The sequence below is a fragment of the Natrialba hulunbeirensis JCM 10989 genome (assembly GCF_000337575.1).
Lineage (GTDB): Archaea > Halobacteriota > Halobacteria > Halobacteriales > Natrialbaceae > Natrialba > Natrialba hulunbeirensis.
Window position 1 is genome coordinate 152,443 of sequence record NZ_AOIM01000037.1, and the last position, 21,654, is coordinate 174,096.

Here is a 21,654-nt window from a genome sequence, read left to right on the forward strand (position 1 = left end):
GTTATCTGTTACCAGGTACCCGTCACTCCGACGCAGTCTCTGCACACAGCGTCCACTGCCCCGGTTCGGTCATCTCGATCACGTCACGCCGTTCCATCTCGGAGAGCACCTCTGTCACGCGGTTGGGCTGGGCAATCTCCATCTCGATGCGCTCGATGCTGTGGAACTCCGCCAGATAGTGGCGGATCTCATCCGCCGAGAACGACTCCTGGTCGGCCTGTTCCATCGCACCCGAGATCAGGTCGACCATGTCCTCGATGAAGTTCCAGGGGTAGACGATCCAGGTCCACTCCTCGAGTCGCTCGCCGACGTAGTCGGGGTCGAACTCGCTCGTACCGAGTAGTTGCAGGGTTGCCGTACGGACCTCGCCGGCGTTTCGGTCCTCGACGTACTCGTGAGCGCGCTTGATCGAGCCGCCGGTGTCTGCGATGTCGTCGATAATCAGCACGTCCTTGCCCTCGACGCTGCCTTCCGGCATCGGGTAGCGGACGGTCGGCTCGCCGGTCTTCTCGGCGGTGCCGACGTAGTGTTCCATCTTCAGGCTCGTCAGATCGTTCAGCCCCAGGAAGTCACAGAGACATCGGCCTGCGAACCAGCCACCGCGTGCGAGGGCGACGATGACGTCTGGTTCGAACTCGTCGCGACGAACCTCGTCGCTGACGTCGCGACACAGGCTGTAGATGTATTCCCAGTTCGTTATCGTACAGTCGAAATCGTCCGGTAGATCGGACATCTGGTGGCCACCTGGCTGAATAGAGAGGGGCAATCCCCATAAGTGGGCTGAAATGCGACCCGTTCGCCGCGGGTCGAGACCCACGCCCCAACACCGGTGCATCGATCAGTGCCACGAATTTATAATCTAGTAATACAACCTAGTTATTCATGGGGCAAACCCAGCTAGCAGCCGCCCGGAACGGAACCGTGACCGAAGCGATAGAACGAGTCGCTGCCCGCGAGAACCGCGACCCCGAGTTCGTCCGCCAGCAAGTCGCGGACGGGCAGGCCGTGATCCCGGCCAACCGACATCACGACACACTCGATCCGATGATCATTGGCCACGAGTTCGCGACGAAAGTCAACGCAAACATCGGCAACAGCGAGACGACGAGCGACCGCGAGACCGAACTCGAGAAGCTCCACACGGCGGTCCACTACGGCGCGGATACAGTGATGGATCTCAGTACGGGAACAGACTTAGACGAGATTCGCGAAATGCATATCGAGCACTCACCAGTGCCGATCGGAACGGTGCCGCTGTACGAGGCCGTCAAACGAGCCGAGAGTCCCGAGGAGATTACCACGGACCTGTTACTTGAGATCATCGAAAAACAGGCCGAGCAGGGCGTCGACTACATGACGATCCACGCCGGAATTCTGGCGGAACATCTCCCGCTGACCGAGGGCCGAACGACGGGAATCGTCTCCCGCGGTGGCTCGATCATGGCGAAGTGGATGGAGGAGAACGGCGAACAGAACCCGCTCTTTCAGGTTTACGACGAAATTTGCGATATCTTCGCCGCACACGACGTGACGTTCAGCCTCGGAGACAGCCTCCGTCCGGGATCGCTCGCAGACGCCTGCGACGAAGCACAGTACGCCGAACTCGACACGCTGGGCGAACTGACTCGCCGCGCCTGGGAGAAGGACGTACAGGTGATGGTCGAAGGGCCGGGCCACATCCCGATGCACAAGGTTGCGGAGAACGTCGAACGCCAACAGGAAGTCTGCGACGGCGCGCCGTTCTACGTCCTCGGGCCGCTGGTGACCGACATCGCGCCCGGCTACGACCACATCACGAGCGCGATCGGCGCGGCGATGGCGGCACAGGCCGGCGCGGCGATGCTCTGTTACGTGACGCCGAAGGAGCACCTCGGATTACCGGACGAGGAAGACGTTCGCGAGGGGCTGGCAGCCTATCGGATCGCCGCCCACGCGGGCGACGTCGGGAACGAACGACCGGGCGCACGCGACTGGGACGATGCCCTCTCCGAAGCTCGATACGCGTTCGACTGGCGTGAGCAGTTCCGCCTCGCGCTGGACCCCGATCGGGCGCGAGACTACCACGACCAGACGCTCCCCGAGGACAATTACAAGGAAGCGCGCTTCTGCTCCATGTGCGGCGTCGAGTTCTGCTCGATGCGGATCGACCAAGACGCGCGGGCGGCCGGCGAGATGGCTGCACTCGAGACGGACACGAAAACGGACCTCGACGCATCACCGGCCGCCGCCGTCAATCTGCCGCCGGTCGGCACCCACGACGGCATCGCTGGAGAGTTGCCGACGACATCCGAGCCAGGTGCAACGCCCGAGGGGGCACTCGAGTCACCTGCTGAGCGAGCGACGGATACGGACGACTGACGGGCGACTGACGGGCGACTGCTGGGCGGCTGCCGGGCGACTGCTGGGCGGCTGCCGGGCGACTGCCGGCAACCTGACATCGTGGCCGGTCGAAGCGAGTGAAAAGATGGAATACGTCCGCGTGAAACGGCATCGTATGAGCACGACGACTACGCGAGTGCTGCAGGTCGACGCCTTCACCGACGACCCGTGTGCCGGTAACCCGGCCGGCGTCGTCCCCGAGGCCGACGACCTCTCGGAAAGCCAGATGCAGGCGATCGCCGACGAGATGGCCGTGAGCGAAACCGCGTTTCTGCAGGAGAGCGACGAGGCCGACTACCGTGTCCAGTACTTTACGCCGACACAGGAGGTCGACCTCTGCGGTCACGCAACCATCGGCTCGTTCGCTCACCTCTACGAGGCGGGTCTGGAGCCTGGCACCACCACACTCGAGACGAACGTCGGCGTCCTCGACATCGACGTCGCCGAGGACGGCACGGTCTGGATGACCCAGAACACGCCCCAGGTCCGTGAGGTCGATCTCTCCTACGCCCGCGCCGCCGAGGCTCTTGGCGTCGAGCAGGCCGCACTCGAGGGCGCGCGCGATGACATCCCGCTCGCGGTTTCCTCGACGGGGCTGCCGTTCCTCATCGTCCCGATCACGTACCTCTCGGATCTCGGCGATGCAGCACCCGATATGGCTGCCGTCGAGGAACTCACCGACGAGTTCGACGCGGCCGGCGTCTATCTGTTTACGTTCGACGCGCTCGACCGGGAGTCGACGCTACACGGACGAATGTTCGCGCCTGGTGCTGGCATCCCCGAAGATCCCGTCACCGGCACCGCGAGCGGCGCAGTCGCGGCCTACCTCGACCACTTTGGCGCGTTCGACGACGACCTGCCCGAAGAACTCCGGCTCGAGCAGGGCCACTACGTCGACCGGCCTGGCTACGTGCGAGTGCAACTCGAGGGGACCACGGTTCGCGTCGGTGGGCGCGGCGTGACGACGCTCGATGGTTCGATCGTGATCCCCGAGGACGAGGAAGACGAGATTCTGGAAGCCTGACGGTCGTTTTCTCGATGACGGAACACGGTGAAAGTCGCCGCTCCGGACGATGGTTCATTCACTTCCGAGTAGCGAAACATGCCCCTCGTTCGCAACCTTCTTAATCGAATCCGGTGTCCACACGACTACAGATGGCTGTACTCTGGCTGGACGAGATCAGCGCCGGCGACCTCGAGAAAGTCGGCGGCAAAGGTGCCTCCCTTGGCGAACTTACCGGAGCCGGGCTCCCCGTCCCCCCAGGTTTCGTCGTGACCGCCGGAACCTACCGATCGTTTATCGAATCGGCCGAGATCGACGAGGAACTCTTCGCCGCCGTCGACGTCGACGTCGAGGACTCGAGTGCGCTCGCGGCTGCAGCAGACCGTGCGCAGGAACTCATCCTCGAGACGCCGTTCCCCGACGAGTTGCGCGAGGAGATCCTCGAGTCGTATCGCGAGGTTGGGAACGGGGAAGCATTCGTCGCCGTTCGCTCCTCCGCGACGGCCGAGGACCTGCCGGACGCCTCATTTGCGGGCCAGCAGGAGACGTTCCTTAACGTGACCGAGGAGAACCTCCTCGAGCGCGTCCGCGAGTGCTGGGCCTCTCTCTTTACGCAGCGGGCAATCTACTACCGTCAGGAGCAGGGCTTCGACCACTCGGCGGTCAACATCGCCGTCGTCGTCCAGCAGATGGTCGACGCCGAGAAATCCGGCGTGATGTTCACCAGCCACCCCTCGACCGGTGACCCGACGATGATCATCGAGGCCGCGTGGGGGCTCGGCGAGGCCGTCGTCTCCGGGGCTGTCTCGCCGGACAACTACGTCGTCGAGCGCGAAGACCGCTCGGTCGACGTCAGCGTCGCCGAAAAGAAGGTGATGCACGTGAAGGACGAGGAGACGGGCACAACCGTCGAGCGCGAGGTGCCAGACGACAAGCGGAACGCCCGCGTTATCGACGACGAGGAAATCGATCGCCTGATCGACCTCGGCGAGCGCGTCGAGGACCACTACGAGACCCCACAGGACGTCGAGTGGGCCATCGCCGGCGGCGACGTCTACATGCTCCAGTCCCGTCCCATCACGACGATCGACGATAGCGAGAGCGCGGCAGACGCCGCGTCGGGGTCAGCTGCTGGCGGTATCGACGCCACACAGGAGGTCACCGACGGAAGCGGCAGTGCCGCGGCCGCCGAGAGTAGCGACGACGGCTCCGGTGCCAAATCCGGCTCCGGCGGCATCCTCGTCGACGGCCTCGGATCGAGTCCCGGTACCGTCAGCGGGGCCGCCCGGATCGTCACGAAACTCGACGACCTCGATAAGGTCAGCGACGGCGACATCATCGTCACCGAGATGACCATGCCCGACATGGTGCCGGCGATGAAACGCGCCGCCGGCATCGTCACCGACGAGGGCGGCATGACCAGCCACGCCGCCATCGTCTCACGCGAACTCGGCGTCCCCGCAGTCGTCGGTACGACGAACGCGACGACTGTGCTGGAGGACGGCCGCATCGTCACACTCGACGGCGACAAGGGCGCGGTCCTGGAGGGCCAGGAAGTCGAACCCGAGGAAGAGACCGAACCCGTCGAGGAGGTCCGCCCGCAGTCACCGGTCAAGCCGATGACCGCCACGGAGGTGAAGGTCAACGTCTCCATCCCCGAAGCCGCCGAACGCGCGGCCGCGACGGGTGCAGACGGCGTCGGCCTGCTGCGCATGGAGCACATGATCCTCTCGCTGAACCAGACGCCAGCCAAATACATCGAGGAGAACGGCGAGGACGCCTACATCACCGAACTCGTCGAGGGCATCCGCGGCGTCGCCGACGAGTTCTACCCGCGTCCCGTCCGCACGCGCACCCTCGATGCACCCACTGACGAGTTCCGGCAACTCGAGGGCGGCGCAGACGAACCGGACGAGCACAACCCGATGCTCGGCTACCGCGGCATCCGCCGCTCGCTCGATCGCCCCGACGTGTTCGCCCACGAACTCGAAGCGTTCCGCCGGCTCTACGAGATGGGCTACGACAACGTCGAGATCATGTTTCCGCTGGTCAACGACGCCGAGGACGTCTATCAGGCCAAACGCCTGATGGAAGAAGCCGGCATCGACCCCGAGAAGCGCAAGTGGGGTGTGATGATCGAGACGCCGGCCTCCGCACTGGCGGTCGAAGAGATGGCCGACGCGGGCATCGACTTCGCCTCGTTTGGCACGAACGACCTTACACAGTACACCCTCGCCGTGGATCGGAACAACGAGCACGTCGCAGACCGCTTCGACGAACTCCACCCCTCGATTCTGCGGCTGATCGGTGATGTAATCGAAACCTGCCGCGAGAACGACGTCAACACGAGTATCTGCGGCCAGGCTGGTTCGAAGCCCGAGATGGTCCAGTTCCTCGTCAACGAAGGCATTAGTTCAATTTCGGCGAACATCGACGCCGTTCGCGACGTCCAACACGAAGTCAAGCGCGTCGAACAGAAGCTATTGCTCGATTCGGTTCGCTAACAGCGCTTCGTCCGGTCACGTTTTCGGCCCCGTTTTGGGAAGCTCCTTTCACGCTTCAAGACGGTAAACGCAACGACTAAACGCCGGACGGCCCACCGACGAGATATGCAACGCGAGCCCCAAACGTTCGACCGGGTGCTCTCCTCGATGTGTACGACACCCCATCCGGTCGCGCGCGAGGCGGCCGAACGATTTCTCGCGACGAACCCCGGTGATCCGGGAACCTATCCGACGATTTCGTCACTCGAGGACGAGGCAATCGAGCTGCTGGGCGAGGTCGCCGGTCTCGATGATCCCGCCGGCTACGTCGCGAGCGGCGGCACGGAGGCGAACATCCAGGCCGTTCGAATCGCCCGCGAACGCGCCAGATCGACGGCTGCGACAGCAGAGACGCCGACCGTCGTCATGCCCGAATCGGGTCACTTCAGTTTCCAAAAAGCGGCGAACGTGCTCGGTGTCGATCTCGAACTCGTCCCCACGGACGACGACCACCGCGTCGATCTCGAGGCCGTCCGCGCCTGCGTCGACGAGACCACGGCGATGATCGTCGGCGTCGCCGGCACGACCGAGTACGGTCGCGTCGATCCGATTCCCGAACTCGGCGACATTGCACAGTCGGTCGACGCACTGCTCCACGTCGACGCCGCCTGGGGCGGGTTCGTCCTGCCCTTTACCGACCACGAGTGGCAGTTCGGCCACGCGCCCGTCGACACGATGGCGATCGACCCCCACAAGATGGGCCAGGCCGCGGTCCCTGCCGGCGGTTTGTTGGTCCGCGACGAGACGTTGCTCGACGAACTCGCCGTCGACACGCCGTATCTCGAATCCACCTCGCAGGCGACGCTCACTGGCACCCGCTCGGGTGCCGGCGTCGCGAGCGCCGTCGCCGCGATGACCGAACTCTGGCCCGACGGCTACCGCGAGCAGTACCAGCGCTCGCAGGCCAACGCCGAGTGGCTCGCCGCCGAACTGGCAGCCCTGGGGTACGACGTCGTCGAACCCGAACTCCCGCTCGTCGCAGCCGACCTGCCACAGGCCACGTTCGAGGCGCTTCGCGAGACCGGCTGGCGAATCTCCAGCACCGGCAGCGGCGAACTCCGGGTCGTCTGTATGCCTCACGTGACGCGGACACAACTCGAGTCGTTCGTCGCTGCGCTCGATGCACTCGAGTCCGAGTCGGAGACGCCAACCGCGACGACGTGATGCTGTTTTCGATACTCGTTTATTACCGCCGCCTCGAGAGGTGTGTATGGCGCTCGATCGGATCGACGGCGTTGCGCTCGTCGGCTTCGCGCTGTTGGCCGTCGCCTCGCTGGCGCTGTCACTCGAGCGAATCGCGGTCGCGGCCGCCTTCGGTGGGTTCGTCCTCTCGCTGTCGGTCTGGCGACTCTATGGCGGGCGGCCCTGGGAGGCGCTGGGCTGGCTCGCCTGGGTTGGGGCAGCCGTCGCGCTCGTTGTCGATCTCGATCTGTTGACGTTTCTGGTCGCCTTCGGCGGCTTCGGTCTGATGGGTGCCGGGTTGTTGATCGGGAGTCGACTGGGTCTCTTTCCGGCAATCTGGGATGCAGCGCCGAATCCGGATAGTAACTCCGAGACTGTCGACCGCGACGACGGGTAAACCCCGGTCGGCGCGTTCGAAGCCGCGATTGCCTCCACCACAAACAATTATAGACGCGGGCCATCTACGGTCGCGTACAGATGACGACGCGCGCTGTCGAGCCCGTCTGTTCTCGCCCGATGCGAATGTAGCGACAGCGCCGTCACCGAGTGGAGCGCACGACCGCACCTGGTCATACGGGTTCCTCGTGGCGCGAAACTCGGTTCGATCGACTGGACCACCGCTCTGCTCACGGGTAGTGTTCGCAGTTCACGGTACCGGTCGCCGTTTGCGGTTACCGGCCGCCGTTTGCGGTTACCGGCCGCCGTTTGCGGTTACCGGCCGCGGTCGACGTTTCCCGACCACTGCACCGCTGACTGGCGAGCAGACTCGTGAGCGAGACCACTGGCGAAGCGAGCAAACCGAACCCAAACCCAAACCGGCGGGTTTTACGCCCGCCACCGACAGAACACGCATATGAGCACGGATTCAACTGACGACGCATTTCCGACGGATCGTCCCGCCGTCGTGACCTGCGGGTTGCCCTACGCGAACGGCGACCTGCACATCGGTCACCTGCGGGGGTACATCGGCGCAGACGCATTCTCGCGCGCACTCGAGACGCTCGGCCAGGAGACCGCCTACGTCTCCGGCTCGGACATGCACGGCACGCCGGTCGCCGTCAACGCCGAGGAGGAGGGCGTCTCGCCCGAGGAGTTTGCCATGGAGTGGCACGAACAGTACGAGGAGACGTTCCCGAAGTTCAACGTCGACTTCGACAACTACGGCCACACGCACGACGAGACGAACACCGAACTCACCCAGGAAATCGTCCGCACGCTGGACGACGAGGGGTACATCTACGAGAAAGAGATTCAGGTCGCCTACGACCCCGACGCAGATCAGTACCTACCCGACCGCTACGTCGAGGGTACCTGTCCCTACTGTGGCGCGAAGGCCCGTGGCGACGAGTGCGACGAGGGCTGTCAGCGCCACCTGGAGCCGGGCGAGGTCGAGGACCCAACGAGTACGATCACCGGCAACGCAGCGGAGTACCGCGACCGAACGCACAAGTTCTTCGAGGTCTCCGAGTTCGCCGACTTCCTCACCGAGTTCCTGGACGGGCTCGAGGGGACCTCGAACGCGCGCAACCAGCCCCGGCAGTGGATCGAAGAGGGCCTGCAGGACTGGTGTCTCACCCGCGACATGGAGTGGGGGATCGATTATCCGAACGGGGACAGCGTTGCTCCGGAGGAGCAACGAGGCGAAGGTAGCGCGGAACAGAGTTCCGCGGGACACTCGAGCGGGCAAAGCCCGCAAGAGGACGGTGAAACCGCCGGAGCGACGGAGGACATCGTCCTCTACGTCTGGGTCGACGCTCCCGTCGAGTACATCGCCTCGACCAAGCAGTACGCAGACCGCGTCGGAACCGACGAGTACGACTGGGAGCGCGTCTGGAAAGAGGACGGGGACATCGTCCACGTCATCGGCCGCGACATCATCCAGCACCACACCATCTTCTGGCCCGCCATGCTCGAGGGCGCAGGCTACAACAAGCCCCGCGCGGTCGCCGCAACGGGCTTCATCACGATCAACGGCAAGGGCCTCTCTACCAGCCGGAATCGTGCAATCTGGGCGAAAGAGTACTTAGAGGAGGGCTTCCACCCCGACCTCCTGCGGTACTACCTGACTACGACTGGCGGCCTCCAGCAGGACGTCGACTTCTCCTGGGACGCCTTCCAGGAGAAGGTCAACGGCGAACTCGTCGGCACCGTGGGCAACTTCTGGTACCGGTCGCTCCTGTTCGCCTACCGCAACTACGAGGGCACGCCTGAGGCAGATGTTTCCGAAGAAGTCTCCGAGCGCATCGAAGGAGCCATCGGCGAAACCCGCGAGGCCGTCAACGACTACTCGCTGCGCGGCATCGGCCAGGCCGCAACGCAGCTCGCCCAGTTCGGCAACGAGTACATCCAGCGCAACGAGCCCTGGAAGCTCACCGACGACGACCCCGAGCAGGCCGCACAGGTCATCCGCGACTGCGTCCAGATCGCCAAGGCCGTCGGCGTCCTCCTCGACCCCATCGCCCCCGACAAAGCCCAGGCGCTCTGGGAACAACTCGGCGAGGACGGCGACGTTGCAGACGCCCATCTCGAGGACGCACTCGAGTCCCCGCCGCGCAACTTCGACGAGCCAGGTGAGCTCTTCGAAAAGATCGAAGACGACCGCGTAGCGGAGTTGAACGAGAAGTTAGCAGAACGAGTTGCGGCGGCCGGCGATGATGACGAGAGCGACGCAGACGAGGAAACCGAAAACGACGACACCACGTCGGACGAATCGGCGGCTATGGCAGACGAAGACGAAGATGAAGACGCAGCCACCGGCGACCTCGAGCCGCTCCTCGAGGACCGTATCGGCTTCGAAGACTTCCAGGAACTCGACATCCGCGTCGGCCGCATCGAGTCGGCCGAGGGGATCGAGGGTGCGGACGATCTCGCGAAGCTCGAAGTCGACATCGGCTTCGAGACGCGCCAGGTCGTCGCAGGCATCAAGCAACTGCACGACCTCGACGAACTGCCGGGCGAGAAGTGCATCCTGCTCGCGAACATGGAGCCTGCTGAGCTGTTCGGCGTCGAATCGAACGGCATGATCCTCGCGGCGGGCGACGAGGCGGATCTGCTGACGACCCACGACGACGCTGTCGTGGGCGAGAAGGTGCAGTAACTCGTCTCGGAACGGTCGATTTCGACGGAAACGCTGTTTTCACGTTTTACTTGCGAGGTTCGTTTCTGACGAGGTGAAACAGGGGCGGGCTAGAGTGGAATCGCAAGCAGGTTCCAGTATCCCAACAGCACGCAGAACCCCGCCGTCGCGAGCACAACGAGGGTGTAGTGGACCCGCGAGCGCAGCGTCCACCACGAGAGCCGCCAGGACTGGACGGCGTACCCTGCCGCTACGACCGTTCCGAGCGCACCGAGCATCGGCAATACGGAAAGCGCCTGGAAGCTCGTCGGCGGGTTGCTGAACAGCGTGTACGGCTGCAACAGGTAGAGTACGACGGTGCCGGCGAGGAAGCCGAACAGCGCCCCAATCGAGCCGCCGGCAACCCAGCGCGCCCAGCCAGCGTTGTGAAGCGGTGTTGATGATGAGGACTGGGTCTGAGACTGTGTCCATGTCTGAGACTTCGATTCCGACTGCGATCCCGACTCCTCGGCTACGGGTGCACTCGAGTCCCCGTCTGACTTAGGACTGGCCCTGTCCGAACCCGCAGTGCTCGAAGACGGTCCGTTATCGTCACGCCGTGCCCCGGACACTGAATTCGTGTCAGTCGCCTCACGTGGCACTGACGAAGCGGAATCGGCGTCGCCCTCGCTGGCATTTGCTTCAACAGTTCCGTTCTCACCACTGCCACCGCGGAACCGTCGCCAGCCACGGGCCAGCGGCCAGCCAACGGCTCCCGAGAGCATTCCGAGCATCGTTGCGCCGGCGGCCCCGCCGTGCAGCGAGAGGGACTCGTGCCACGGCTGGCGTTCGAACGCCTGGAAATCAAGAAAGAGGTATCGAACGTCGCCGTCTCGCTCGCCGAACGCGAGCTGCGTATCGCCCTCGACTGCCTCGAAGCGGAGCGGCTCGACTTCCACCCAGCGGTCGGGACCGCCACCGAACTCCGTGACGAGAAAGCCGTTGTCGTCGACGTGGACATCGGCGCTTGCTGCCTGCACCGTCGACGGCAGCTTCGCCATCGTCGTCTCGACGACCCGAACGCTGCGGTACGTGCCCTCGAGTTCGCCGGCGCGAGCGGGCGGACCGTCGGGTTCGGCTGGCGTTGGCTCATCTTCCGCGTCGGTTTCGGGCAGAAACTCAGCAGCGAACGCCTCGCGGAACTCGCCGCTTGCGACCGCCCCACTGTCGGTGTTGTACGTGACGAAGACGCCGAGATCGGCCGCGGGAACCAGCCAGAGGTCGCTGTAGAACGAGCCTGGAATGTGGCCGTTGTGCTCGAGCGTCCGGTGTGCCTGCGGACCGATGGTCCCCTCGATGAAGCCGAAGGTGAAGCCGTCGAGTTCGTCGTGGTGGGTGAACCACTGCTCCTGGAGCCGGGAGACGGCGTCGGACTCGAGTACCCGACTGTCGTCAGCGCCGAGAGAGCCGTCACCGAGCTGTGCGTGCATGAACTGCGCCATGTCGGTTGCTGTCGCGGTCATCGAGCCAGCGGGGGCGAACTCGAGGAGCAGACCGGGCGCTTCCTGGGGCGATCCAAGGAGTGCACTGTATCCCGTGGCGGCGTTCTCGCTCGCGGCCTCGTCCGGGAACGGTTGGACGAACGACGACTGCGTCATCGACAAGGGGTCGAAGACGTTCTCGCGAGCGTACTGTTCGAAGGATGTGCCGGCGATATCGGCGACGACCTGGGCGGCGAGTGCGGTCCCGTAGTTCGAGTAGGCAACCACCTCGCCGGGTGGCCGGACGCGGGCCGGCTGTTCGTCCGAGAGCACTGTCGCAAGATCTCGCACGTCGTCGGGATCGGTGACCCACGTTCCCTGAAACCGTTCTTCGAAGCCGGCCGTGTGCGTCGCGAGGTGAGCCATCGTGATCGGCTCGGCGTACGTTTCAGGAATCGAGACGGAGTCGAGGTACGTCGTCACGTCCTCGTGTGGATCGAGTTGTCCGTCCTCGATCAGTTGCATCGCGGCCGTCCAGACGACTGGTTTCGAGACGGATCCGATCCGAAAGCGCGTGTCGGCGGCGGCGACGGGCTCCTCGGTGTCGGCATCTGCCACGCCGTACCCTTTCGTGAGGATAGCCTCGTCGCCGTGGACGACGGCGACGGACGCGCCGACGATGTCGTGTTCGTCGAGGGCCGTGTCCAGTGCACTGTCGACGAACGACTCGACGGCGTCGGGATCTAGCTCTAGATCGAGGTCGGCGTCGTCTTGCTGTGCCTGCAGTGTGGCGGTCGTCGGGCCGCTTCGTCCGTTTCCGTTGTGCTTCGGGAGTTTACCCGACTTGGACAGTTCAGATGTCGATACGTCGGCACCGGCGGCGTTCGTAAGCGGCCCGGCGAGCGATGCCGTTCCGAGAAGCGCCGACCCGGCGAGAAGCTGCCGGCGGGAGGGATCAGTCGACATTACAGGTAGCTGTCGATTCAAACGGGTGCAACATATGTGTTTGGAGCAATGTTTTACTCCTGTGTCTCGCGAGTCGGTGACGGGAGACGAGTAGACAACGGGGATGATGGACAGATGCCGAGCAGACGAATAGACAACAGGCAGATACCAGACAGACGGACAGGAACAGACAGACGCCTTCATCAGGACGAATGACAGGATCGAACACAACGCCCGACGAAGCGACGCCAGAACGGCCCGCCGACCCGTTCAAACCGCTCGGCAACGAGACCCGACTCGAGATTCTCCGCGTGCTCTACGACCATCTGCAGTCGTCGTCACGAGAGGCGACGCTCTCGTACTCGACGCTCCGATCGGAAGTCGGCATCGAGGATAAGGGCAACTTCAACTATCACTTACGACAGCTAGATGGACTGTTCGTCGAGCACGGGAGCGAGACTGAGGCTACGGCCAGCACCGATTCTGGTTCTGGTTCTGGTACTGGTACCGGGATCGACACAAACACTGAGACCACCGCCGACACGGATTCCAGTACCAGTACAGAGTCACCCACCAATACGGCTTCCAGTCCTGACGGGTACCGGCTCACGTTCGCCGGCTTCGAAATCGCCAAAGTGATCGACGTCGACGCCTGGCGGTCACACGAACCGTGTGGCCCCGTCGTACTTGACGACCCGAGAGCGGACCCTGTCGATGCCGGTCCGAACGAGACCGGCGACGAGCCGACAGCGCAGGACCCGCTGACGGCAACTTACGAGGACAGCGTCGTCGAAATCCGACGCGGCGACGACCTCCTGTACGCCCACGCCGTCCGACCCACCGGCGCAGCGGCGCGAGGAATGGCAGTCGACGAACTGCTCGACACCGCCTCGACGCTGTGGCGACACACCGTCGAACAGTTCCTCGAAAACATCTGCCCCTACTGTCACGCGCCTCTCGAGCGCACACTCGAGTACACTCCAGACCGGCGCTGGGAACACACGTTCAGTGCGAACTGTAACGAGTGTGGCTCTCTCGGCGGGGCGCACGTGGGTGCCGTCGCGCTCACTCATCCGGAAGCGATTGCGTTCTGCTGGGAGCACGGGCTGGATCTCACGAGCACCCGTGTCTGGACCCTTCCGTTCGTCGACGACGACGCGGTAACGGTCCTGAGTGACGAGCCGCGCCGCCTGCAACTCACCATCGAGTTCGAATCCGCACGACTCGAGCTAATCGTCAACGATGACGCTCGAATCGTCGAGACAGAGCGGGTGTGTCGAGACGAGCCGTAACGCACCAGCCGTCACACTTCGTCGACGAGTTGCGAGAAATTGTCGGTGTCGACGATCTCCATCGTCTGCGCCTGGAGACCGTGCCGACGCAGCGTGAGCGCCGATTTGAACGCGGCCTCGCGGTCACCGGCTTCGAACACGGCGAGAAAGTCGTGCTCACCGAGAATTGCGTACGACTCCTGGAGGGCAGCGTTATGCTGCTCGAACTCCGTGCGTACTTCGCCCCAGATCGACGCGAGTTCCTGTGCGTTCTGGACATCCCGGTCGTCGACGTCGATCAGTGATGCGTACGTTGGCATGTCTCAGGACGATCCGGGCAGACAGAAAACGGTTGTCGTGGCAGACGACGGGCACAAGAGAGCCAAACTCGGAATCGAGTAAGTCACCTATCTTTTTGCCCGTGCTCGCGCTAGCGCAAGCCATGAGAAACGCAAAGATCGTCTGTACGCTAGGCCCCGCCTCGAGCGATCAGCGGACGATCCGCGACCTCGCCGACGCCGGGATGTCCGTCGCCCGGCTGAACGCGAGCCACGGCAGCCGCGCGGACCGAGCCGAACTCATCGACCGCGTCCGAACGGTCGACGAGCAACGCGAGAAGCCCGTCGCCGTCATGCTCGACATGCAGGGCCCCGAGATTCGAACCGCTCCGCTTCCCGAAGGCGAAACGGTGACACTCGAGTCCCACTCCGAAATCGAGTTCGTCGAGAGCGACGAGGTGTCGAGTGAACGGGTCGGACTGTCGCTGCCGATCGACGCCGTCGAAGTGGGTGATCGCATTCTGCTCGACGACGGCCTGATCGAGACGACGGTCCGCGAACGCGATGGTGACGCCATACGGGCACACGTCGACACGGGTGGCGAACTCGGCGGCCGAAAGGGTGTGAACGTCCCCGGCGTCGATCTGGACTTAGATGTCGTCACCGAATCCGACCGGAAGGACCTGGAACTGGCCGCCGAGAAGGAGGTCGACTTCGTCGCCGCGAGTTTCGTCCGCGATGCCGATGACGTCTTCGAAGTCAGCGAGGTACTCGAGAGCTTCGGCGCGGAGATCCCGATCGTCTCGAAGATCGAACGCGTCGGCGCGGTGGACAATCTGGACGAGATCATCGACGCCTCGGACGGGATCATGGTCGCTCGTGGGGATCTGGGCGTCGAGTGTCCGATGGAGGACGTGCCGATGATTCAGAAGCGGATTATTCGGAAGTGCCGCGAGGCCGGTCTGCCGGTCATCACGGCGACGGAGATGCTGGACTCGATGGTTCACGCGCGCCGACCCACACGGGCGGAGGCCTCAGACGTGGCCAACGCCGTTCTCGACGGTACAGACGCGGTGATGCTCTCGGCGGAGACCGCAATCGGTGACCATCCCGTCGCCGTCGTCGACGCGATGGGCAGCATCGTCCGCGAGGTCGAGAACTCGGCGGAGTACGACGAACTGCTAGAGCAGCGTGTCCCCGCGGCTGGCGAGGCCCGAACGGATGCGCTGGCGCGGTCGGCGCGCTTTCTCGCACGAGACATCGGCGCTGACGCAGTCGTCGCCGCGACCGAATCCGGCTACACGGCGCTGAAGACGGCGAAGTATCGGCCGGGCGTTCCCGTCGTCGCCTCGACGCCGAGCCATCGCGTCCGGCGGAAGCTCGCCCTCTCGTGGGGTGTCACGCCGCTGTACGCCGAAGTCTCCGATCAGGGAGCCGACGCCGTCGTCGAGAAAGCAGTCCAGGCAGCACTCGAGGCCGAGGTCGCCGAGAGCGGTGACACCGTGGTCGTCCTCTGTGGCATGATGACCGAACTCGAGGGCGCGAACACGACGAATATGCTGAAGGTTCACGTCGCCGCGGAGGCGCTGACGACGGGCCGCGTCGTCGTCGGTGGTCGCGCCACGGGCCCGGTCGCACGCGTGCCGGACGGTGATCTCACCGACGTTCCAGACGGGGCAATCATCGCTCTCCCGTCGGAGTTCGACGAGGAGTTTACGGGCGATCTGCACACGATCGGCGGCATCGTCAACGCCCAGCGGGGGATGACCGGCTACCCCGCGCTGGTCGCGCGGGAGATGGACGTGCCGATGGTCAGCGGTGCGGATATTCCGGACACTGACACCGGAACGGTCGTAACCGTCGATGCGGAACGCGGTGTCGTCTACGAGGGCAACATCGGCGACCGGCGCGACCGAGATGCCCGGTCGAGTCGATACACCCAGTAACTGCGCCGGAATTACCTGTGACAGATACTCTCTCGAACCGGACGATCACCAGGACGGCGGGTTTTTGACGCCGGCCCCTGTACGTTCCGGCATGGCAGACGAGACGTCCGACGACGACCGTGGTGAGGACGACTGGGGGGCGTCGTGGGGGACAGAGGCAGAACCTGGGACCGAATCTGAATCCGAGCCAGTGCCCGAGTCTGAACACGAACCCAACCCTGCGCCCGAACCACACGCGGGTCCACCGACAGCATCGGATGACCGCACTGAGACGGATCGAACCACTGAGACGGATCGCATCTCGATCGATCTCTCGCGAGACCCCGAGACGGACACAACCCAAGGTCCAGCCCACCGCTCCGACAGCGAGGACAAAAACGAAGACAAAGACGACGAAGACGACCCCTACGCTCCCGAACCCAGTTCGACGCCCATCGAGGCCGGCGATCCGTCACTCGAGAACGCACTCTTCGTTGCACTCGGTGCACTCATCATGATCCTCGTTCTCGCACGCGTCGTCTCGATCATGCTCTGACCGCGACAGGTACTCGTCTCGACCGCTCTCCGCCGCTCAGATTTCCGTCAACTCTGTTATGCGCTCCAGTCCGTTCGTCGCCTCAGTCTTCGTCTGCTCGAGTGGCTCGACAATCTCGTTGGGGAGAGCCATCCGATCCGCAAGCGCCAGCAGCGTCTCGAGTTTCGTGATCTCGAGGCGCTCGATCGTCCGGCCGAGTTCGGCCTCGACGAGGTCGCCGAGCGCCGGATCCTGTACGTCCGCGATCAGGTCCTCGCGCTCGCTCGTGAGGGTATCGAGCACGTCACTCTCGACGACGCCCGGTTCGGCCTCGACCGCGTCGAACAACGGCTCGATCCGGCCGAGCTGCTCGGTCGTGGTCTCGCTGTGGGCCATATAGAACGACTCGAGTTCCTCGTCGGTCGCGGCCTCGGCCAGTTCGGTCTGCAGGTCCTCGAGTTCGCGCTCGAGGTGGTAGAACTCGCGCAGTCGCTGGACGAACAGGTCTCGTTCGGTTCCGATCATGTCCGTGAGGGCACTACCGAGCCCCAAAGCGGTTCGGCCGTCGTGTGACGACCGGGTACCAGACCGTTACAGTACCCAATCAATCAACTATCTGAATCTATTTATGTGGTAGTGTCGACTATCCAAAACGATCACATGCGACAGCTTGCTGCCCTCCTGTTGATTGCCCTGCTCGTGATGAGTGCCGGCTGTAGTGCGTTCGACTCATCACCGAACGGTGACCGGGACCCGCTCACTGCGGAGAACGACGAACTCGTGCCGGGACTCACCGAGGACGGAATCAACGACACGACCGCCTTCGCGAACGCTCACTACGACGCACTCGAGTACGGCGAGTTCGAACGGACGGAACAGCAAGTGAGACACAACGAGTCGGGCGAAGTCATTCGCACGACGAACACGACACAGACGGTTACTGAGGATGCGGCTCGGTACGTGCTGCGGGTCGACCCGGATTCGCTCGCGGACCCCGAGCCGGATGCGGTGATGACACGCGAAACGTGGCGGGAAGATGGGGACCGGATGAGTATTACCCGCGTCACCGATGCTGCGGGTACGACTGAATTCTACGGCCAGAACATGGGACTGGAGTCAACGAGCCTTCCAGTGTCGTTGTACGAACTCAGTGAAGTCGAGCACACGGTCAGTGTCGGCGAGTCTGACAGTGGTGCTGAACGGTACCGAATCGAAGGCGCGGGCAACATCNGTACGAACTCAGTGAAGTCGAGCACACGGTCAGTGTCGGCGAGTCTGACAGTGGTGCTGAACGGTACCGAATCGAAGGCGCGGGCAACATCACCCAACACAGTGACCAGCACGTCGAGTTCGACCTTCTGGTCGACTCGTCCGGTCTGATTCAAACCTACGACATTACCCACACGATGCCGGTCGACAACGAAGAACAAACCTGGGAGCACGTCGGCGAGTTCACCCGCGATGACGACTTCGAACTCGAGGAACCCGACTGGGTCGAGGAGGGCTGGGAGGAACTCGAGTCCCAGGCAGCTGAGGACTAATCAACCGGCGATGACGAGTAGTGCCAGCAAGAGCACGAAGAAGCCGACCCAGATCAGCAGTGAAACGTTCGTGTACGGCCACAAATCGGGCTGAGACTGCTGTCCGCTCATCGACGCTGTCTTCGGAACGTCCTGTCTGTAGAACCAGTATTCAGCCCACAGACCCATCCCACAGCTACATACGATCACGACGATATGGCGCAGATAGTCAATGTACGTCGATCTCACCCACCCGATCGAGAGTGGAATGCCGGTGTTCCCCGGCGACCCGTCAGTAACTCAGACCACGGCAGCGACCGTCGACGCGGACGGGTACCGCGTCACGGACCTCCACTGTGGCAGCCACACCGGAACCCACATCGACGCACCGAGTCACACCGAAGCCGACGGCGCTGTCCTCGACTCGATGCCGATCGACCGATTCGTCTTCGATGCTCGGGTCGTCGACTGCACCGGCCTAGATCCTCGGGAGCCGATTACGGCGGCTGACCTGCCCGGAAGCGACAGCGAGACGAACTGCGACCTCTTGCTCTGTCGAACCGACTGGGACGAGTACTGGGAAACCGACCGCTACTTCGACCATCCCTATCTGACACCGGAAGCCGCCGAACACTGCCGGGAGGCCGGGTGGAACGTTGGGCTCGATACACTCAATCCAGATCCAACACCAACCGAGAACGCAGCGGAGTCAGAACCTGCTGGCTTTCAGGCCCACCATACGCTCCTTGGAGATGGCCTGCTCATCATCGAGAACCTGACCAATCTCGAGCAGCTTCCGACCGATCAGCCCATCACACTCTCTGCCTTCCCGCTCGCGCTCGCCGAGGCCGACGGTGCACCGATCCGTGCCGTTGCAGAAATTAGACCACACGACAACTAACGCGGACTGAGCGAGCCGCTACTCGAGTGTCGCATCGGTCACGTGAATCGTCCCACGCGTTCCCGCACTGTCCCACTCCGTCTCGTACTCGAGTCCAATTCGCTGATCCATGTGCGGGCCGTCGACCACCAGGGTCTCGAACTCGCCGCCCTCGCCGAGGATGTGCACGCCGTACTCCTCGTTGAGCGACTCGAGTTCAGCCAGCGCGTCGTGGTCGAGCGTGCGACCGAGCCAGGACTCGTCGAGTCCGTAGGCAGCCGTCTGGATGATTTTGATTTCGAAGCCAGCGTCGAGCATGTCGTCCGCCAACGTTCGCGGGTCTTCCTGCCAGAGTGGCGCGAAGAGATCACAGCCGAGGCGGTCACACATCGCTTCGATTCGGTTCGTCTGGAACTCACTTTCGACGGCACCGGCGGTGACCCCAGCGATGCCGCCGTCAAGGTCGGCATCGAGTTCTCGAAGGGCGGCCTCGAGTGGTTCGAGTTCGGCATCGCCCTGTTCGCCGGCGTCCGTCGCGCTATCGGCCTCAAAGTCGTCGGGATCGACGTTGACGAGTTCGATGCCGGTGCTCTCGGCTGCGAGCGTGGCGAGGTCGGTTGCTGGAACGTGGTACATGTAGGAGTCGTCAGACGGGTGGACGGTGACGAGTCGCTGGACGTTGAGACCGGTTTCGAGGGCCTGATACAGCGCCCACGCCGAGTCCTTGCCACCCGAGAAGAGGCTCACCCATGCACCCGTGCCGTCTGCATCGCTCATGGAGGACGGTTGTGGTGGGAGAGTAAATGGGTACCGAGTCTCGAGTCGCGAGTCTCGGATTTCACGTCTCGTGTTTTGACTGCCCATCTCTCACCTCTCACCTCTTGGCACTCACCTCTCACCTCTCAAACTCGTCGTACTCGAGTAGGCAGCAGTTGCCGAGTGGTCAGGCGGTGTTGTGGGTGTCGCTGTCGGGGTCGTTGCGGTCAGTGTCGTTATCGGGGGTGTCGCTGTCGGTGTTAGTGCCAGTGTCCGTGTCGCTGTCGGTGTTGGCCCCTGTCTCGTTGCTGGTGTCGTCGCTGGCGTCGGCGGAATCACTATCAGTATCGGTGCCGGCGTTGCCGTCGGCTCCGGTAACGTCGTCACGATTCTGCTCACGAGTGTGTTTGCGGTCAGTGTTCTGGTGTGTGTTCTGAGCGCGTTCGCGTTCGCGTTCGTGTTCGTGTTCGTACTCGTGATCCTGATCCTGTCCCTGTTCGTTCACAGCCGCTGTCTCGTGTTGGTGATCGTGGTCTGCTTGTGCATCGTCGTCCGACGTAACGACCTCGACGTTTGCAGGCGTCGGCGTCGACAATGGCCCGGACGACCCTGGACCGCCATCCGTGAGCTCGGAGGAGGAACTGGTGTCGGCGGTGCCGGCAGCACTGGGAGCGTCTCCCGTCGTCCCCTCCGGATTGGTGGGGTCATCAGAACTGCTCATCGCACTCGCGATCCACGCCCCGAGAAGGCTAATCAGAATCGCGCTCACAACGAAGATAGCGAGTCGCTCGCCCGCTGTCAGTGAGAACCCCTCGACAGTCAGCGGCCCGATCGCTGCCGGCGGGACTGCTAGCGGATCGATCAGTTGCTGTTGTTCGAGGAAGTACGCCGTGAATCCGCGGACGGCGAGGCTGACCGCGACCACGATGAACGGCAGGTTCAGATAGGAGCTCCGTATTGGGTCCTCGCCGATCACTTCGTCGAGTAGTCGACCGGCGCTGGCGGTGAGCGCTGCCATGGCTAACCAGGGGACGCTGTCGAAGGCAAACTGCACGACTGGGATCCCGACACCCGCAGGATCGTCGAGATTTGAGACGCCGAGTGCGCCGAAGAAGAAGCCGACGAGGGTCAAGCCGGCTGCGACGACGTAGGTGACGACCGACACCTGTCCGGAGTACAGCGATTCGCGGACCTGGTGGCCGAAGCCAGTCATAATCTCGTCGATGTTGAATCCCTTGTACAGCAAGAAGAGACCAATGACAGTCGTAATCGCTGCTGCTCCCTCCGCCGGACTCGTTACGGTCGCAAGCATCGGGAAGACAAGCAGTGTGAGTCCGACGGGGATAAGAATCGTCTGTCGAAGCTCCTCGTCCGCGAGGAACTGCTTCAGCAGGTAGTACGTCGACTCGATATCTCGCGCCTGGCGGACGACGACCCGATCGACCGAGTCGACCTGTACGCGGCTTTCGACGATCGGAACCAGTCGCTCATCCTCTGCGCTGTCGATAACGACGACCGCGGAGTCTGGGCTATAGTCGGCGATGAGTTCGTCAAGCTGACGGGCAACGGCCCGGTCCGCTGAGACCATCGACTCACGGTCACCCGAGACGACCGCGACGACCGTCTCTTCGTCCTCGTCGCGGAGGCTCTGTGCAACACGCAGCGTCTCAAGGAGCGTATTCACTCCCGAGTCCTCCGGGTCCGCGAGTCCGATATCGGTGACCAGCGCCCGGACGGCCTCCCACCCGACGATCGGCGATCGGAGCCCCGTCTTCCGACCGACATCGTCGGTCCGATCCAGACAGACGACCAGCGTTGTCACGGTTGCTGTTGCATTCCGTATCACGATAAAACCACTTACTCGAAGCGCCCAACGGCAGGACGAGTCGCCGCCGACGCGG

At 63.5% G+C, this 21,654-nt stretch carries 17 protein-coding genes; 11 read left to right on the plus strand and 6 right to left on the minus strand.

The annotated features are described in order from the left end of the window. Positions 1-22: 22 nt before the first annotated feature. Positions 23-733 carry a phosphoribosyltransferase gene (locus C483_RS14180; protein WP_006654051.1) on the minus strand — a complete coding sequence of 237 codons (711 nt, stop codon included), beginning with the start codon at positions 731-733 and terminating at the stop codon, positions 23-25. A gap of 149 nt (positions 734-882) precedes the next feature. Between C483_RS14180 and thiC the strand changes: the two genes are divergently transcribed. The 6 genes from thiC to metG all read left to right on the plus strand — a co-directional run bounded on the left by thiC (position 883) and on the right by metG (position 10,204). Beyond that, positions 883-2,358 carry a phosphomethylpyrimidine synthase ThiC gene (gene thiC / locus C483_RS14185; RefSeq protein WP_006654052.1) on the plus strand — a complete coding sequence of 492 codons (1,476 nt, stop codon included), beginning with the start codon at positions 883-885 and terminating at the stop codon, positions 2,356-2,358. A 136-nt stretch (positions 2,359-2,494) separates the two neighbouring features. Continuing rightward, positions 2,495-3,403, plus strand: coding sequence for a PhzF family phenazine biosynthesis protein (locus tag C483_RS14190; RefSeq protein WP_006654053.1), 909 nt, complete (start codon positions 2,495-2,497; stop codon positions 3,401-3,403). A gap of 131 nt (positions 3,404-3,534) precedes the next feature. Next, entirely contained in the window at positions 3,535-5,886 is a 2,352-nt protein-coding gene (gene ppsA, locus C483_RS14195) for a phosphoenolpyruvate synthase (protein WP_006654054.1), read from the plus strand. 105 nt (positions 5,887-5,991) lie between these two features. Continuing rightward, positions 5,992-7,089, plus strand: coding sequence for a tyrosine decarboxylase MfnA (gene mfnA / locus C483_RS14200; RefSeq protein ID WP_006654055.1), 1,098 nt, complete (start codon positions 5,992-5,994; stop codon positions 7,087-7,089). A 46-nt stretch (positions 7,090-7,135) separates the two neighbouring features. Then, on the plus strand, positions 7,136-7,504 hold the full coding sequence (locus tag C483_RS14205; protein ID WP_006654056.1) for a hypothetical protein: 369 nt from the start codon (positions 7,136-7,138) through the stop codon (positions 7,502-7,504). 456 nt (positions 7,505-7,960) lie between these two features. Then, positions 7,961-10,204 (plus strand): methionine--tRNA ligase, encoded by a 2,244-nt coding sequence (gene metG / locus C483_RS14210; RefSeq protein WP_006654057.1) that lies wholly within the window; start codon positions 7,961-7,963, stop codon positions 10,202-10,204. 89 nt (positions 10,205-10,293) lie between these two features. Here the strand turns inward: metG and C483_RS14215 are convergent, their stop codons facing one another. Next, complete coding sequence (locus C483_RS14215; RefSeq protein WP_006654058.1) at positions 10,294-12,609, minus strand: serine hydrolase domain-containing protein; 2,316 nt, start codon at positions 12,607-12,609, stop codon at positions 10,294-10,296. A 191-nt stretch (positions 12,610-12,800) separates the two neighbouring features. Between C483_RS14215 and C483_RS14220 the strand changes: the two genes are divergently transcribed. Next, positions 12,801-13,880 carry a DUF7351 domain-containing protein gene (locus C483_RS14220; RefSeq protein WP_006654059.1) on the plus strand — a complete coding sequence of 360 codons (1,080 nt, stop codon included), beginning with the start codon at positions 12,801-12,803 and terminating at the stop codon, positions 13,878-13,880. Between the two features lie 11 nt (positions 13,881-13,891). On the opposite strand, the gene C483_RS14225 is transcribed toward C483_RS14220, so the two are convergent. After that, entirely contained in the window at positions 13,892-14,179 is a 288-nt protein-coding gene (locus C483_RS14225) for a GYD domain-containing protein (RefSeq protein WP_006654060.1), read from the minus strand. Positions 14,180-14,301: 122 nt separating this feature from the next. Between C483_RS14225 and pyk the strand changes: the two genes are divergently transcribed. Together pyk and C483_RS14235 are read left to right on the plus strand one after the other, a co-directional pair. After that, positions 14,302-16,083, plus strand: coding sequence for a pyruvate kinase (gene pyk, locus C483_RS14230; protein WP_006654061.1), 1,782 nt, complete (start codon positions 14,302-14,304; stop codon positions 16,081-16,083). A 91-nt stretch (positions 16,084-16,174) separates the two neighbouring features. Further along, the gene (locus C483_RS14235; RefSeq protein ID WP_006654062.1) at positions 16,175-16,618 is read left to right on the plus strand and encodes a DUF7312 domain-containing protein; all 444 of its coding nucleotides are present in this window, start codon (positions 16,175-16,177) and stop codon (positions 16,616-16,618) included. A gap of 36 nt (positions 16,619-16,654) precedes the next feature. Here the strand turns inward: C483_RS14235 and C483_RS14240 are convergent, their stop codons facing one another. After that, the gene (locus C483_RS14240; RefSeq protein WP_083860437.1) at positions 16,655-17,122 is read right to left on the minus strand and encodes a DUF892 family protein; all 468 of its coding nucleotides are present in this window, start codon (positions 17,120-17,122) and stop codon (positions 16,655-16,657) included. Positions 17,123-18,003: 881 nt separating this feature from the next. Here C483_RS14240 and C483_RS21100 point away from each other — a divergent pair. Both C483_RS21100 and C483_RS14250 read left to right on the plus strand, forming a co-directional pair. Continuing rightward, positions 18,004-18,138: a hypothetical protein gene (locus C483_RS21100; protein ID WP_006654065.1), complete on the plus strand. Its 135-nt coding sequence runs from the start codon at positions 18,004-18,006 to the stop codon at positions 18,136-18,138. A gap of 211 nt (positions 18,139-18,349) precedes the next feature. Next, complete coding sequence (locus C483_RS14250) at positions 18,350-19,018, plus strand: cyclase family protein (protein WP_006654066.1); 669 nt, start codon at positions 18,350-18,352, stop codon at positions 19,016-19,018. An 18-nt stretch (positions 19,019-19,036) separates the two neighbouring features. Here the strand turns inward: C483_RS14250 and C483_RS14255 are convergent, their stop codons facing one another. Next, on the minus strand, positions 19,037-19,774 hold the full coding sequence (locus C483_RS14255) for a diphthine--ammonia ligase (protein WP_006654067.1): 738 nt from the start codon (positions 19,772-19,774) through the stop codon (positions 19,037-19,039). A gap of 166 nt (positions 19,775-19,940) precedes the next feature. Further along, the gene (locus C483_RS14260) at positions 19,941-21,575 is read right to left on the minus strand and encodes a DUF373 family protein (protein WP_006654068.1); all 1,635 of its coding nucleotides are present in this window, start codon (positions 21,573-21,575) and stop codon (positions 19,941-19,943) included. Between the last annotated feature and the right edge of the window lie 79 nt (positions 21,576-21,654).